Genomic DNA, 13,876 nt, shown 5'->3' with positions numbered 1-13,876 from the left:
TCAGTGAGACTCAACCATCCGCACTTAGTCAGTGAGACTCAACCATCCGCACTTAGTCAGTGAGACTCAACCATCCGCACTTAGTCAGTGAGACTCAACCATCCGTCAATTAACTATATCATAGTAGATTGTTAGATACTGGCGAAGTTGCTATAGTTAGATGGATAAATAATTTGATAATTTAAGGATATGGTATGAGCTTACTTGGTGGTAATGATTTGAAGGAACAGCAAAAGATTAATGAGCTTGAGCTGAAAATAAATAGAGAAAAACAGAAGTTAGATAAGAAGCTGACACGACAAAAGATACTACTGGGTGCTTTCTTAATAGAGACTTTAGAAAAAAACGAAGTTGAAAAATTACGTGAATATGTTGCTAATAATTTAGATGATTTTTTAACCAGAGAAAGTGATAGAGAGTTAATGTCTGATGTTATAGAAAAGCTAAAAAAAATCAGCAATAAAAATAATGAAATTGACTATAACGGCGATAAACATACATTAGTTGCCAATATTGCAGATACTGGCCTCCCTGTTGATGAAGATAATATGTTTGTAGAAGATTAATGCTAGTTTTTTAATGAGATTATGAAGCTTTCATTGTAGACGAGCAGAGAATATCAATCATATCATTGAGTGAAAATTAACCACCTGACACAAGCTGCCATAACTCGTCACCTACTAACAGATCTTGGCGGTCATAAAAGTTGCCCCAACGCTTATAATTATTATCCGTTCTCGACTCAGGGTTATAAGTAATGGCGATGTAGGTTTGAATTTTATTAGGTGTCCTAAATTAGTTAACCACTACAATTTTTTACTTACAACACGCAACCTTTTTAACACACGTTAATTATAAATCTCGATTTTCAAGGTGCTAATATAATTGAGTAATACTTAACTTAGTTAACATAAACCACTGATTCTAATAACTTTCATCTTGTATTATCACAGATTATTGTTTATCGAGATTCTGCAAGCTTTACTTAATTGGAGAAATTATGCGTGCTTTAACCTACCACGGTGCTAAAGATGTGCGAGTGGACAATGTCCCAGAGCCTAAACTGCAAGAAAAAGATGATGTTATTTTACGTGTGACTGCAACTGCAATTTGTGGCTCAGATTTACACTTATATCGTGGCAAAATACCTGCAACCGAGGAAGGCGATATCTTCGGTCATGAGTTTATGGGTGTGGTTGAAGAAGTAGGCTCTGAAGTCACAGCTGTTAAAAAAGGCGACAGAGTTGTTATTCCTTTTGTTATTGCATGTGGTAACTGCTTTTTCTGTCAGCATGACCTAATGTCCGCTTGTGAGACTACAAATACAGGCCCAGGCGCTGCTATTAATAAAAAAATAATTCCGCCACCGGCTGCTTTATTTGGTTTTAGCCATTTATATGGTGGGATTCCTGGTGGACAAGCAGAATTTGTACGGGTTCCTAAAGGTAATTTTAATCCGTTCAAAGTAAATGGCTCACTGTCAGATGAGAAGGTTTTATTTTTATCAGATATTTTACCAACTGCTTGGCAGGCCGTGACTAATGCCAATATTACTAAAGGTTCAACCGTAGCTATTTATGGTGCGGGTCCTGTGGGGTTGTTATCAGCAGCTTGTGCCAAAATGTTAGGCGCTGAGCAGATCTTCGTGGTAGATCATAATGACTACCGTTTGCAGTATGCCAAAGATACGTACGGGGCTATTCCGGTCAATTTCGATAAGGTAGATGCTGCTGAATTCATCATTGAACAGACCAAAGGACATCGCGGCGTTGACGGCGTTATTGATGCGATTGGCTTTGAAGCCAAAGGCAGTATGCTAGAAACAATAATGACCAATTTGAAAATTGAAGGGTCAAGTGGTGCAGCTTTACGTCAATGTATTGCAGCTGTGCGTCGTGGCGGGGTCGTTAGTGTTCCTGGTGTGTATGCAGGACCCATTCATGGTTTCTTATTTGGTGATGCTTTTGATAAGGGGCTTACTTTCAAAATGGGCCAAACCCATGTACACAAGTATTTACCACAATTATTAGAGTATATTGAAAATGGTGATTTATCACCTGAAGCTATTATTACTCACCGTATGAATTTGTCTGACGCTGCTAAAGGTTATGAAATTTTCGAAAAGCGTGAAGAAGAATGTCGTAAAGTCATTTTAACTCCTTAATTTTTCAAATTTACCCTTAACATTTAAGAGTTAAGTCATAGCTGCTTTAACGAGATTATCTTAAATAATGATTATCGCTAAAGCAGCTAGTAAAAAATCTTTAACTTATTTTTCTCTGCACACGACAAAAAAATCATCCCCAACCGATTTACATGGGTTTAGGGGTTAAAAAACTAGCTAACTGTCTTAGATGGTCTTAAAGCTTAGAAGTGTAAAGCACAATAAACTTTCTTATATTTATCAGGATCATCTTTATTAGCTACAAACCCTTTGCTAACCAACTTTACCGTTAAATGTTTCACCTTCATCATTCGTTATCATAACAATCAAGTTTTGATCCCCAAAACTTTGGAGTTCTTTAATCAGCTCTTTAATTGTCTTAGTTCTATCTTCCCATTGCACTATAATTTATTGTAAGTATACCTATGGCAAACCAGTCAGGCGCTTTCACTGGTTCGGTTCCCTAGTGAGGACTTGAATATTAAGCTATCCTCTATGTCCTATTCTCAATTGAGTTTTTATGTCTAATATACTAAGTAATGAACCTATAATACAATACGAACCACAGAGCCTACGTCCAATAGTAGCTACTATTGGAGTACTTTTTAAAGATGGAAAGGTGCTTTTAGTACGCCGTGCTAACCCACCCGATGCAGGTCGATGGGGTTTTCCCGGTGGTAAAATTGAACGTGGGGAAACTGTTAAAGATGCTGCCGTTCGTGAACTTTATGAAGAGACAAGCATTGTATCAAAAGCCTTTAAGACATTTAACGCTGTAGACGCGTTTGACTTTGATAGTAGTGGTAAGCTTCGTCACCATTTTGTTCTTGTAGCCGTACTTTGTATTTGGGTTTCTGGTGATCCTCTAGCAGGTGATGATGCCCTAGAAGCTAGATTTTTCGATATTGAAGATTTGATCAATGCAGATTTAGCCCTTAGCTTAGATGTTAAAGAAATAGCATTACAAGCAGCTGAGTTACTCTAAAAAGTAAGAAAGTTCGATGAGAGCATCCTATATTCTGTGTAACAGCTGTGTGGCTTTCATCAATAATTACACAAAATGTAGGATGCTCTCAGCTTTTCATGCTACCAGCCATCTGTTGGGCCAGTTTTTTAATGTCGTTTTGGTTAGTCATTGCTTATTCTCCAGTTAGTGGATTATAAGCAGTTACACAAAGTTTGGGAAACTCCCATTATCTGATTATGGCTATTTTCCCTTTTTTATTTTTCTGAAGGCGTTTATAATTTTTGACAGTTTTGCAATAACGCGTAGCCACCTTTAGATTTTTTTAAATCTAACAAAGAGTAGACCATTGAGTCTCCAAACACGCCATCATTAATAGTTCCTACGCTCAGTAAGTAGTTATTATTGGAGAATACTGGATTATTTTTTTTACTATATTGATCATCAAAGTTTAGCTGTTGTGAAATATTATCGTAAGTCACTGTCGCACTAGTTTTTTGGTTATTAAAGTGGTAGGTTACGCTTAGATTTTCGTTGCTATCACACTTGTAGTTGACGACATAATTTTGCTGGTTAGATGGTTGCTGCTGGTCAGTGATAAAGGCTTTCAAATTAAAGTTTTTTGCGGTGTTTGCATGCTTACGGGCATCATTGCGTGTTTGGCTTACGATAAGCTTATAATCCCCTGTATAAGGCAGGACTTGGAAATCACCAGAGAGTTCACTAGTTTTATTGTTATTTCCAAGATACAGTAACTTTAATACCACATCGTCTGATGTGTTTTGTCTTACTACTCTTAATACTTGATTAGCTTGTGCATGGAATATATATTCCTTTGTATCATAGCCAGTAATACTGCCCTTGATATCCAAAACTTGGGGGTTAGCAATATTACTGTGACTATTTTTATGAGAAGTCTCTACTGCATTAGTATACTGACTACTGTTATCAGGTGTTGTGTTACAGCCTGCTAAAGCAGCTATACACGACATCACAAATGCAAGGGCGAGTATTTTCTTTGATTTCATCTTAAAACCTTTCGTATTAAAAAATAATTGATTATTTTAACATCCAAAATAGTTGAGTTTATTGGTGTCGGACAAACTATATATTACATCCATATCTTCGAGTAGATTTTAGCTAGTACACAATAGACCAAAGCAAATCCAATGAAAAAACATAACAGATTAACACTCCACCCCAGTGAATGATATGTTCAAGCTAGTAAAATACGGCAAATATTCAAATATTATCCAATCAAGAATCCAAATAATCACGCACGGGGCGTTTATTAAATTGGCTAGCGTCTTTAATTTAGTTGACACAGAGTTTTGAACGCCCTCTTCTCTTATTATATTTAAAGGAAAAATTATGCGTTCTTTGCTTCTAACGACAATGTGCTTAACGGGCAGCTTAGCTCTAGTGGCTTGTAGTAACCATCGTGCCGACACCACGGATCTGAGTAAGCAGCCTACAATAGAAGCGCCGGTAGCGTCAGGGGCATTTACTGCTTTTGGAAACAAAGGGAAAATTTGGCGAATAGTGATTGAAGGAAATGAGCTAAGTATAGAGGCAAATTTCTTAAAGCCAACGACAGCAACAGTTACCGTGGTGGGTTCTGGTTCTGTCAATACTGAAGGTGTCGAATACGCGAGTACTGTCAATGGACAGCCTATTGTTGTGAATATAAAAAATAACCTTTGTATCGATGACAATGGCTATCAAAATGAATTTACTGCAATATTAACTTACGCAGGCAAAGCATATCAGGGTTGTGCCGTTGCCGGTGCAATAGAAATTGCGCCCACATAGCAGATAAGCCCAAGCGGTAGCCAATGTATACTTATAGCGAGCCACTCAAGCTCTTTTCTTGGTTCGGTACCCTAGTGAGGACTTGAATCTTTGGCTGTGAGCTAATGGTATTAAGGTTTCAACTTGCTGAGATAGCCACAGTGTACTTCATGATGTACTTACCATAGATATTCTATCTATGATCGGTGCGCTAGTGAGGACTTGAAGAGACCATCCCAGATTCTGTGTAACTGACGTTTAGATTAAATACTTACACAAAATTTAGGAAGGTCTCCCAGATTCTTATCAAAGACTTCATCATCTATTATTCGCCAAACGGCAACTTGCTGATGGTCTTTGGTGGTGACTAGATTTAAAGTTTGTTCAATCATTGCTTGAGGTCTCATATCCTTATGATGTTTATTTGCTTCAAACCCAGTTACTTTACACTTAGCGGTTTAATTAAGCTACTTACTTGAGCTATTTGCTTCAGTTATTAGGCTTGGCTACTTACTCAACTTCAATATTCTAAAGGCGCCCTGAATAACTAAAGCAAATACGATGCTACCAATAATCAAATCAGGCGTACTAGAGTGTAACCAATTAACCAAAATCCCTGCAACAATTACCCCTAAATTGATAATCACATCGTTTGAAGTGAAAATCATACTGGCTTGCATATGGGCTTCTTCTTCTTTGCTTTTCGATTTTTGTAGTAAATAGAGGCAAATCAAGTTTGCAATTAGCGCAAGAATCGATATGACTATCATGGTAGAAAAGTCAGGTAACTGCTCATTGCCAAAGAAACGTCTTAGTACTTCTAAAAAACCAAGAATCGCTAGCGTAATTTGAAAATATCCGGCAATTCTAGCAATCCGTTTTTTCTTAATGACCGTTCCACCGACCGCAAATAAGCTAATTCCGTACACGAAGCTATCTGCTAACATATCTAAGCTGTCGGCGACCAACCCCATCGAACGAGAAATCAGTCCCGTGCTCATTTCAATAATAAAGAAAGCAAAGTTAATGACCAGCACTATCCATAGTAGCTTTCTTTGCTCAGCATCTTTTTTGTGACTAGAGTCAGCATCAATTTTAAAATTATTGTTGGGATCAGAGGGGTCAATGGTTTCGGTCGAGAGTAGGGTGTCTCCTAATTTTAGGTCATGAATAGCAGTCTCTATCCCTTCTATATTGTCATGATGAAACACAGTTAATTGACGGTTAGGAATGTCGAACTCAAGATGTTCAATATTCGAGTGGCCCTCTAATTTCATTCGGATTAGGTTTTCCTCCGAAGGGCAGTCCATCTTCGATATTTTAAAAGTTGTTTTATTCATAGCTACATTTATATCCGGGTGGTGGTTCAAAAAGTAGGCTGTCTAAGTGACAATATAAAGAAAAATGGTTTCAAAAGCCATACCCCAAGGGAACCAGATATTTCATCCTTCAAACCTATTAACAGACTACTTAAAACAGACTGGTATAATGGAACCACTTATAACAGACTATTTTAGGTATTTATGTTTATTAGAGCGTATCTACGAGCGTCAACCAAAGAACAAGACGCTAAGCGTGCCAAGAGCGAGCTTATAGCATTTGCCGACGATCATGACCACAAGATTGCAGCGTTCTATGTCGAGAATGAATCAGGAGCAACACTGGTACGCCCAAAGCTGATGCAGCTGATCGAAGATGCTCATAAGGGCGATGTCATCTTAGTTGAGCAGATTGATCGCTTGGCGCGTTTGAACCAAGCTGATTGGGACACTCTCAAAAGAATGCTATCAGAAAAGAAGCTATCTATCGTATCAAAAGAGCTACCCACCTCATATATGGCGCTTCAACCTGAAAGCAGCACTGAATTTATGAGCAGTGTATTGCAGGCCATTAACTCGATGATGCTAGATATGCTTGCAGCTATTGCTCGAAAAGATTATGAAGATCGCCGTAACCGTCAAATGCAAGGTATTGCTCGAGCTAAAGCAGAAGGTAAGTATTCAGGACGTAGAAAAGATACCGAAAAGCGCAAGATTATCGCTAGTCTGCTCAAATCAGGTCATAGCTATTCTGATATTCAAAAAATGGCGAAGTGCTCACGGCATCTGATCGCTGATGTGGCTAAGAAAATATCTAAAAAGGCTTATTAATCCACTATAAGTAGATCAATAAGCCTTTTTAGATGGTTCCCTTGGGACATACTGTTTTAAACTGGCTAATAAACTGTTTTAAGGTGAAGCCCTCACTTAATGGACTATTATTATTGACTTGCTCAGGTGTTAAATTATCAATAAAAGGTTGCTCATTTTTTGAAGCGCCTCTACGAACAACCTCGAACCTCATAGGAATTTCACCTGATTTATTAGCACGTCTAAGTGTCAGATTTTTAGACTTAGCCAAACTGAGTAGTTCATTATAGTTATCTCCACGAGTAGTGGTTTTCTTAGTTAACATATTTATCTATAACCTAATTTTATGAGTTTTTAATGAAAGCCACTGTGTGAAATCTCTCTAATTGTTAATCACCACCAGAGCCATTTAAACTCTTTAGATTCAGCATCCCATTCAAAGTTACTACCAAAATACTCTCTTCCATCGTACTTTATATGTTTGACTATGTCCGTATCTATATACTCATGATAATAAATTTCTAACTTTGTTGGGTCAAAATCACTACTAGATATAATCTGATTTTCTTCAAACTGTAGCCCTTCAGTAGTTTCCTTAGCCATGAATATAGCAGTACCTGAAGGTAAATCCATTATCATCCTAGTAGATGAACTAATACATTTTGTCTTAATTCCAAGTTTTTCTAAGGTACCTAAATCAAGGGCACATTCCCAATCATCACCTCCATTCTCTAAATCTACACTTAAAATACAATCACTAGTTAATTCTGCGCCTGATATACGCCACAAATTATCCACATCATACAGACGACCACCATTAACAAAATCGTGCTCTTTAGGTATTTGTAGATTACTTGATCCAGGGTCGTCTAAATATTCAGCATATTCCTGTAAGTCAATGTCTTCATTTTCGAAATACTCATAAGTATCATTTGCTACTGTACCGGCGTAAATAAATGCACCGTAACCTCTTAGTGCAATAATCATTACTATCTCCTCAATTAAATAGTGTGCACATACGTTTGTTTTTTACCTTTTATTGAGACTACCAAAATAATTTTCTAATGCATAGTATGTAGATCTTCTTTACGACATTATACGTCGTGTCCGACATAATTCTACTATTTAAGAGGCTTTGATAGGTTATATAGCTCGCTGCATTTTTTTCCATATTCACCCATGTTGATACCCATCTGTGCAAAAGACTGAGCTATCCCAGCTGAAAATCTCTTATTATTAAATTCTAGAGTTACGTTAGAAAATCTAGAATAGTTAACAGCTATCCCACCCTTTACTTTTGGCAGCTTGAATGCATGATCCTCTTTAAAAACTATATAAGGCTGTAAGAGTGTTTCAAACACTTTGCCACAAAATACAACGTAATCTCTTTCTTGGCTCGTTATTGTGTCTAGCAAGATTTCAACATAAGGTTGCAATGATTCTTTTGCAGATTCAACCTTATTAGTTTCGAAACTATTCGATCCGAAAGGCAAAAGTTCAAGCTGTAGCTTGTCATCTATTACTTTTTCTAGGTTCGAAAAATTACCATTAGCATCATTAAAATTGATAACATTGAATGGTTTTATAAACTTCACTTGCTTAGCGTCAAAAGAAGACTTAAGTTTTATCGTAGTGTCTTCACCATAATGAATTTTTCCATAGTATCTATGAAACCCAAAATATTCATCAAAGTCAGTGAACTTAAAGCTCTCTTCATGTACATCTGAATAATTGTCTACTTGTTTAGGTTTAAGATGTACTAATACAAACTTTGCTTCAGGGTTACCGAAAAAATATGATGGATACTCATTATGATTGACATGCATTTTGATATCTTTCGATAATTTCTCTGCACGGCTTATTTTACGAGTTGAGTGAAACTCCTCGAAATCGCTCTTCATAATGCTGATTAGTCTTTCCATAATAAAACCTTTTAAAGTAAATGCTTAATTGATTTGCCATAGGCATGATCGAGACTATCTTAGATACTGTCCAGAAAGGACACTGTGAAATATATTCTCATCATTTAGATGATTCAAGTCCTGATTAGGGAACCGTACCTATTTAATATGATTAGAATCTCTCAAGAATTAAAAATCAAATTTTTCCTATAAATGGCAATAAAACATGATATTTGTTCAATAAAATTGACAATATATATCTGAACCCTCTAACTTTCGTATAAAGTATTTATGATTTGCCTCGTAGGTAGGTTAATGCGATAGTTGTCCACTGAACGTTCTGAACAGTCGTATTGTACAGAGCTTAAAAACGTACTTGGACACTAGGTGAACAATGAACATATCAGTGACAAAAGCAGCAAAAGAATGGGGTGTATCGAGAACCACAATATACCAAAAAGTCAATGATGGCGAGCTTTCCAGAACAGCAGACAAGAAAATTGACACTGCAGAGATGCTTCGAGTATTTGGAGAGCCTTTGTCCAAAAAACGTACTGAACAATCACTGAACGTTCCTGATAGTACGCACTTGAACAGTCAAGCTGAACAGTCTTATACAGAGCTTGAACATCAATTAGAGTTAGAGAAGTTAAGGAATAAGCACCTACAGCAACAGGTCAGCGATCAAAAACAGTTGATAGAGAATTATCAACAACAAATTGGTCAGCTGAATAAGACACTGGATAAAGCCAATGCTAGTATTCAGGATTTTGCTCAAGTGAAGTTGCTAGAATTTAAGCAAGCTGAGCTAGGCTATGAGCCACCACTTGAACAAGAGAAAGAAAAAACAAACGACTCAACCGTGGCACCAGATCGGAAGAGAAAAAGATGGTGGGCGTTTTAGGAGAGTGTTGAAATGGCAGTTACACAAAGTTTGGGAAAGTCTCCTAAGTCAAAAACCCTTTTCAGAAATGATTAGGGGTTTTTGTTATCTGACTATAACTTGTTAGAGTTATCAACTAAATCTGTATTATAAGTAATAAATAGCCAGCTTGACCCATAGTTATCTATCAAAGTTATATCAACACCGTCATGATGCCAATTTGCAGCATTACCAAGCACTGTAGATATGTTTTTAGATGGTTCACCATATTTCAAACTCAATGCGTTAAGCGCTTTTGAATATAAATGATCATACTTTGTGAAGTGTGTTTTTAATTTCACTACTTTAAGCTTATCCTCATCCATTCTAAATTCTACAGTAAAATTCTTTCCAAAAATCATGTAATCCTTCATGATCAATGTGTTATAACGATCTTCCTTAGCACTTGGAAATTTTTTTATTATTTCTTGAGAAGTAGCACCAGAATTTAAACCTTGCCATAATTCTGCACCAAAAACGTTATTAGAAAAAATGGATAATATAATTACGAACAGTATTTTTTTCATTAATATTTGCCTTATCTAAGTAATAACTAACGTGCTTCGCTTGTTTGCTCATTTTTGAGTGTAAGCAAAAGGGCGTATCCTGGATTCTGTGTAAGTATTGATTAGAGACAAACAGCAGTTATGCAAACTTTGGGAAAGTCTTCTTTATTAACGGTTATCATAAGTTTAGAAGCCTTGCTTAGCTTTCGGTAAATAGCTTTCTAAGCCTTTATTGGGTTTGTTAAAACTTTCAGGCTCTCGCTGTATGATATTAATCATTTCACGCTTAAATGCATCAGTATGCATTCTGCCGTCATAACTTAGGCTTGAGTGGTTGTTATAGTCATTCATAAATTGCACATTATCGACGATGGCCTGAATGGCGGACGGTGACAAGGTATCATCTTTATTGGTTAATTTGTCTAATGTTTTTTTATGGAACTTGAGTATTAAGCCTTTATACCCCTTACCTCTAGCTTTCTTTTTATACTCCACACTAACTCTATAGTTTGTATTTTCGTTGATATCATTTATTGCTTTTTCAATCACGTTATCTTTTAGCTGTCCGAACTGTTTATATTTGTTCTTGACGTTCATTACGTACTTTAGCTCTTCTAAGCTAAACTCTTTGCTGTATTGAAACTGATTAACCCACATGACTATCAATTCATACATTCTGATTGAGTGAATGCTCGATAATTCACCTATTTCCAATAGCCTATACTTAGTAAAGTTAGCTTTAAGTTGCGTTAAATATGGCAGTATTTTACTTGCAAATGATAATACAACTTCTCCGTTGTCAGGATCATAGACAATACTACTGACAAGCCTTGTTTGAAGCGTCTTATTTTCAGGCAAGCTCATTACAATATCAACGTCATACAAACGCTTGCTTGCACTCTCTATGTCACGATAAATATTCTGCTCATTCTTGGACTTCTTACCAAAGAAGAGCGATTTCATATCATCAACTGACACTTTGTATTCTGTGTCTTGTGTGACCTGTGGCGCATCAGGTCTGCTGTCAATTTGACTGATACAAGCGAGTATTAGCTCTTTGTCTGTCTTTTGCATGGTATACGTTGCTAAGATTAGATCATTTGACTGGACAACTAAGTTATTTTCCATTTTCTCGTCCTGCTCATTTACTATTTTTATAAATGTATGAGGTATATTAGCATCAATAGTATATAATAAAAACAGCACTTTCTATATAACTGTTTTTTCTGCTCATTTACTGTTTTTTCTGCTCATTTACTGTTTTTTCTGCTCATTTACTGTTTTTTCTGCTCATTTACTGTTTTTTCTCTCTGTAACATATTGATTTAAAAAGGTAAAAAAGCCTCTTAAACAGGAGTAAACAGGAGTAAACAGGAGTAAATAAAAACCCTTAAAGAAACGGGGAAGTAAAAAAGTTGTGGATAAGATTAAAAAGGAGAAGGATAAGGTCGATTAATAGGTTTAGAAATCTCTAATTTCTGACTAAGGACTTCCAATCCATTATTAATGCTCTTGATATCGCTTTCAGTCAACTTATCAGCATATTTAGTATTAAACCTACTTAAACTAGATTCAAGCGTTCTAGCATGCTTCTGGACGCTTTCGTTACTATCCAATGTTCTTAATCCTTGATAGGCAAGTTCATACTGTGTAGAGGTTCTTCTTAGAGTCTCGCTGATATGCTCCTGAGCTAATACTTTGCATTCGTTAGCAGTGGTTTCTTTGCTTATGTACTGCTCAATGTTATCTAAATAATTGAACGCTGTTAGCGTTTCTGCCGTCATTCGGCTAATATCACTACGACCCAACGAGCCTTGCAACTCATTGTTTTTGGCTGTTCTGCTAGCATCTAAGCTAGTAATGAATGCATCAAAATCGGCTATGACTTCGTGATAGTTTTTACGTTCTTTTTGTCTGTTAATCAATATATCCATGGCATTCAGGTTGTTTTGCATCACGTCAAACGTAAACAACAAGTCCGCAATGCGCCGCTGTTCCTCTCTGAAGCTATTAAAATCGTTGGTTAAACCCAATTCATTAGCGAAGCGATCAAGGACTTTGACTTGCCGATAGTCAAATTTTTCAGGGTAGTCAGCAGGATTATCGCGAAAGCCTGGGCGCAAGCTGAACTTTTCATGGTGTCGAGTCATTAATCGATGAGCAAAAGCGCTTAACGTCGCTCTAAGATCATTATTGTCTTTCTCATCCGCGTAACTTTCTCTTTTAGCTTGTCTATCGTACTCTCTAAGCTCTCGATCAATTCGTCTTTTTCGCTCATAAAAGGCTCGTCTGTAGTTATCATCAAAGGGGTTTGGAGCTGGTCTGGCGCTTTGTTCAACTGCGCTGTTAATTTCAATATCTGATCTTCCGATAGCTTTAGTGATGCTGTTAATTGATTGTTTTGTGTTGTTAATTCTTTGTGTGAGTTTTTCATTTGCTCGTGCTGTGTTTGAACTTTTTCTTGTGTTGCTCTCAATTGCTTTGTGGTTTCCATCAATCCAGTTTGGTAGGTTTTTGCATCGCTTACTTGACCACTCAATGTCTTGTTCTGTTCGCTCAATTTGTCGTTTTGTGTTTCTAATTCTTTGATTCGCTCGATCAATATATCGTTTTGTTGTTTCAAGTCGTTCATCGTAATCTCGCTGCTCAAAAATAATTCTATTGGACGTTTCTAGCACTAAGCTATTACGCTCCGCGATCATGGCGTTGATTTCACCCCTAATCGTCACTGGCGCAATGCCGTTAAATACCTCGCCTTTTTCCATTGCTACCAATTTAGCTGTCTCATATGCGTCACGCTCCAGCTTAGTCGCAACGCTGCCCATCTTAAGTTGTGGTTCAATATCTTTGCCTTGATCTGCATAGCTACGGCAATCTATCAAATCGTGCTTATGCTCGGCTAATTTTTCATTAGCAAGCTGCTCCCATAGTTGGCGAACCTCTTTAATCTCAACACTGACTCGTTCCATGCCAAGCTTATGACGCTTCGTGTCGGACAGCTCAATATCAGCTTTTTCAGTCAATATGATCTCGTTGCTGTTGCCAAGTGCTGCGGTACGCGTGGTGAACATAATATGAGCATGAAAGTTACGAGGATCGGCACCACGATCAATTTCTCTTTGAGTTGGTTTGTGAATGGCACAATCGGCAATCGTGCCGTAACGATCCGCTAGGGTTTGGGCGAACTTGTGTGCCAATGTCTTACGATCTTTCGCACTTAACTCATACGGTAGATTAATCAGCCATTCGCGAGCCACTCTTGCATCTTTGCGTTTCTCGGCAGCTTCCGCTTTGTTCCATAAATCACTACGATCAATATCAGCATTGGCAGCAGCCAACGCTGACGGCAAAATGATATCCGCACTCATCACCCCATGCTTTTTTGAGTAGTCGTGGGTCTTACCGTATCGCTTATCTTCCAGTTCACAACCAGCACGATAGCTCGCAGAAGCAACGGCACTTTGTCCATTACCTCGTGATATAGATTTAGTCGATGCGA

At 37.3% G+C, this 13,876-nt stretch carries 15 protein-coding genes; 6 read left to right on the top strand and 9 right to left on the bottom strand.

The genetic code is table 11. The annotated features are described in order from the left end of the window. Window positions 1-194: 194 nt before the first annotated feature. A complete protein-coding gene (locus tag ACTXGH_RS13620; RefSeq protein WP_439297170.1) occupies window positions 195-566 on the top strand; it encodes a mobilization protein MobS in 372 nt (123 codons plus the stop codon). A 76-nt stretch (window positions 567-642) separates the two neighbouring features. Here the strand turns inward: ACTXGH_RS13620 and ACTXGH_RS13615 are convergent, their stop codons facing one another. Next, on the bottom strand, window positions 643-777 hold the full coding sequence (locus ACTXGH_RS13615) for a TdeIII family type II restriction endonuclease (protein WP_083606213.1): 135 nt from the start codon (window positions 775-777) through the stop codon (window positions 643-645). A gap of 223 nt (window positions 778-1,000) precedes the next feature. Between ACTXGH_RS13615 and ACTXGH_RS13610 the strand changes: the two genes are divergently transcribed. Together ACTXGH_RS13610 and ACTXGH_RS13605 are read left to right on the top strand one after the other, a co-directional pair. Next, a complete protein-coding gene (locus ACTXGH_RS13610) occupies window positions 1,001-2,164 on the top strand; it encodes a zinc-dependent alcohol dehydrogenase (protein WP_058368782.1) in 1,164 nt (387 codons plus the stop codon). A 520-nt stretch (window positions 2,165-2,684) separates the two neighbouring features. Continuing rightward, window positions 2,685-3,149 (top strand): NUDIX hydrolase, encoded by a 465-nt coding sequence (locus ACTXGH_RS13605; protein ID WP_007115209.1) that lies wholly within the window; start codon window positions 2,685-2,687, stop codon window positions 3,147-3,149. Between the two features lie 254 nt (window positions 3,150-3,403). On the opposite strand, the gene ACTXGH_RS13600 is transcribed toward ACTXGH_RS13605, so the two are convergent. Further along, window positions 3,404-4,156 (bottom strand): ACP-like domain-containing protein, encoded by a 753-nt coding sequence (locus tag ACTXGH_RS13600; RefSeq protein WP_011954800.1) that lies wholly within the window; start codon window positions 4,154-4,156, stop codon window positions 3,404-3,406. A gap of 343 nt (window positions 4,157-4,499) precedes the next feature. On the opposite strand from ACTXGH_RS13600, the gene ACTXGH_RS13595 reads away from it, so the two are divergent. Beyond that, window positions 4,500-4,940: a hypothetical protein gene (locus tag ACTXGH_RS13595; RefSeq protein WP_110817436.1), complete on the top strand. Its 441-nt coding sequence runs from the start codon at window positions 4,500-4,502 to the stop codon at window positions 4,938-4,940. Window positions 4,941-5,425: 485 nt separating this feature from the next. Here the strand turns inward: ACTXGH_RS13595 and ACTXGH_RS13590 are convergent, their stop codons facing one another. Then, window positions 5,426-6,259: a cation transporter gene (locus tag ACTXGH_RS13590; protein ID WP_058023794.1), complete on the bottom strand. Its 834-nt coding sequence runs from the start codon at window positions 6,257-6,259 to the stop codon at window positions 5,426-5,428. Window positions 6,260-6,442: 183 nt separating this feature from the next. On the opposite strand from ACTXGH_RS13590, the gene ACTXGH_RS13585 reads away from it, so the two are divergent. Then, window positions 6,443-7,069, top strand: coding sequence for a recombinase family protein (locus ACTXGH_RS13585; RefSeq protein WP_439297171.1), 627 nt, complete (start codon window positions 6,443-6,445; stop codon window positions 7,067-7,069). A 28-nt stretch (window positions 7,070-7,097) separates the two neighbouring features. Here the strand turns inward: ACTXGH_RS13585 and ACTXGH_RS13580 are convergent, their stop codons facing one another. The 3 genes from ACTXGH_RS13580 to ACTXGH_RS13570 all read right to left on the bottom strand — a co-directional run bounded on the left by ACTXGH_RS13580 (window position 7,098) and on the right by ACTXGH_RS13570 (window position 8,970). Continuing rightward, a complete protein-coding gene (locus tag ACTXGH_RS13580) occupies window positions 7,098-7,373 on the bottom strand; it encodes a hypothetical protein (RefSeq protein WP_207990662.1) in 276 nt (91 codons plus the stop codon). 68 nt (window positions 7,374-7,441) lie between these two features. After that, window positions 7,442-8,035, bottom strand: coding sequence for a hypothetical protein (locus ACTXGH_RS13575; protein ID WP_439297172.1), 594 nt, complete (start codon window positions 8,033-8,035; stop codon window positions 7,442-7,444). 134 nt (window positions 8,036-8,169) lie between these two features. After that, complete coding sequence (locus tag ACTXGH_RS13570) at window positions 8,170-8,970, bottom strand: hypothetical protein (protein WP_439297173.1); 801 nt, start codon at window positions 8,968-8,970, stop codon at window positions 8,170-8,172. A gap of 373 nt (window positions 8,971-9,343) precedes the next feature. On the opposite strand from ACTXGH_RS13570, the gene ACTXGH_RS13565 reads away from it, so the two are divergent. Next, on the top strand, window positions 9,344-9,853 hold the full coding sequence (locus tag ACTXGH_RS13565; protein WP_439297174.1) for a plasmid replication DNA-binding protein: 510 nt from the start codon (window positions 9,344-9,346) through the stop codon (window positions 9,851-9,853). A 92-nt stretch (window positions 9,854-9,945) separates the two neighbouring features. On the opposite strand, the gene ACTXGH_RS13560 is transcribed toward ACTXGH_RS13565, so the two are convergent. The 3 genes from ACTXGH_RS13560 to ACTXGH_RS13550 form a co-directional block, all read right to left on the bottom strand. After that, window positions 9,946-10,398, bottom strand: a complete 453-nt coding sequence (locus tag ACTXGH_RS13560; RefSeq protein WP_443561782.1) for a hypothetical protein — start codon at window positions 10,396-10,398, stop codon at window positions 9,946-9,948. 165 nt (window positions 10,399-10,563) lie between these two features. Further along, a complete protein-coding gene (locus ACTXGH_RS13555; RefSeq protein WP_443561780.1) occupies window positions 10,564-11,505 on the bottom strand; it encodes a replication initiation protein in 942 nt (313 codons plus the stop codon). A 299-nt stretch (window positions 11,506-11,804) separates the two neighbouring features. Continuing rightward, window positions 11,805-13,876, bottom strand: a 2,072-nt coding sequence (locus ACTXGH_RS13550; protein ID WP_443561778.1) for a MobA/MobL family protein, incomplete at its 5' end; no start/stop codon positions are given.

The organism is Psychrobacter sp. 1Y10 (assembly GCF_052259005.1).
GTDB lineage: Bacteria > Pseudomonadota > Gammaproteobacteria > Pseudomonadales > Moraxellaceae > Psychrobacter > Psychrobacter saeujeotis.
This window is presented reverse-complemented; position numbering and strand designations above follow the sequence as displayed.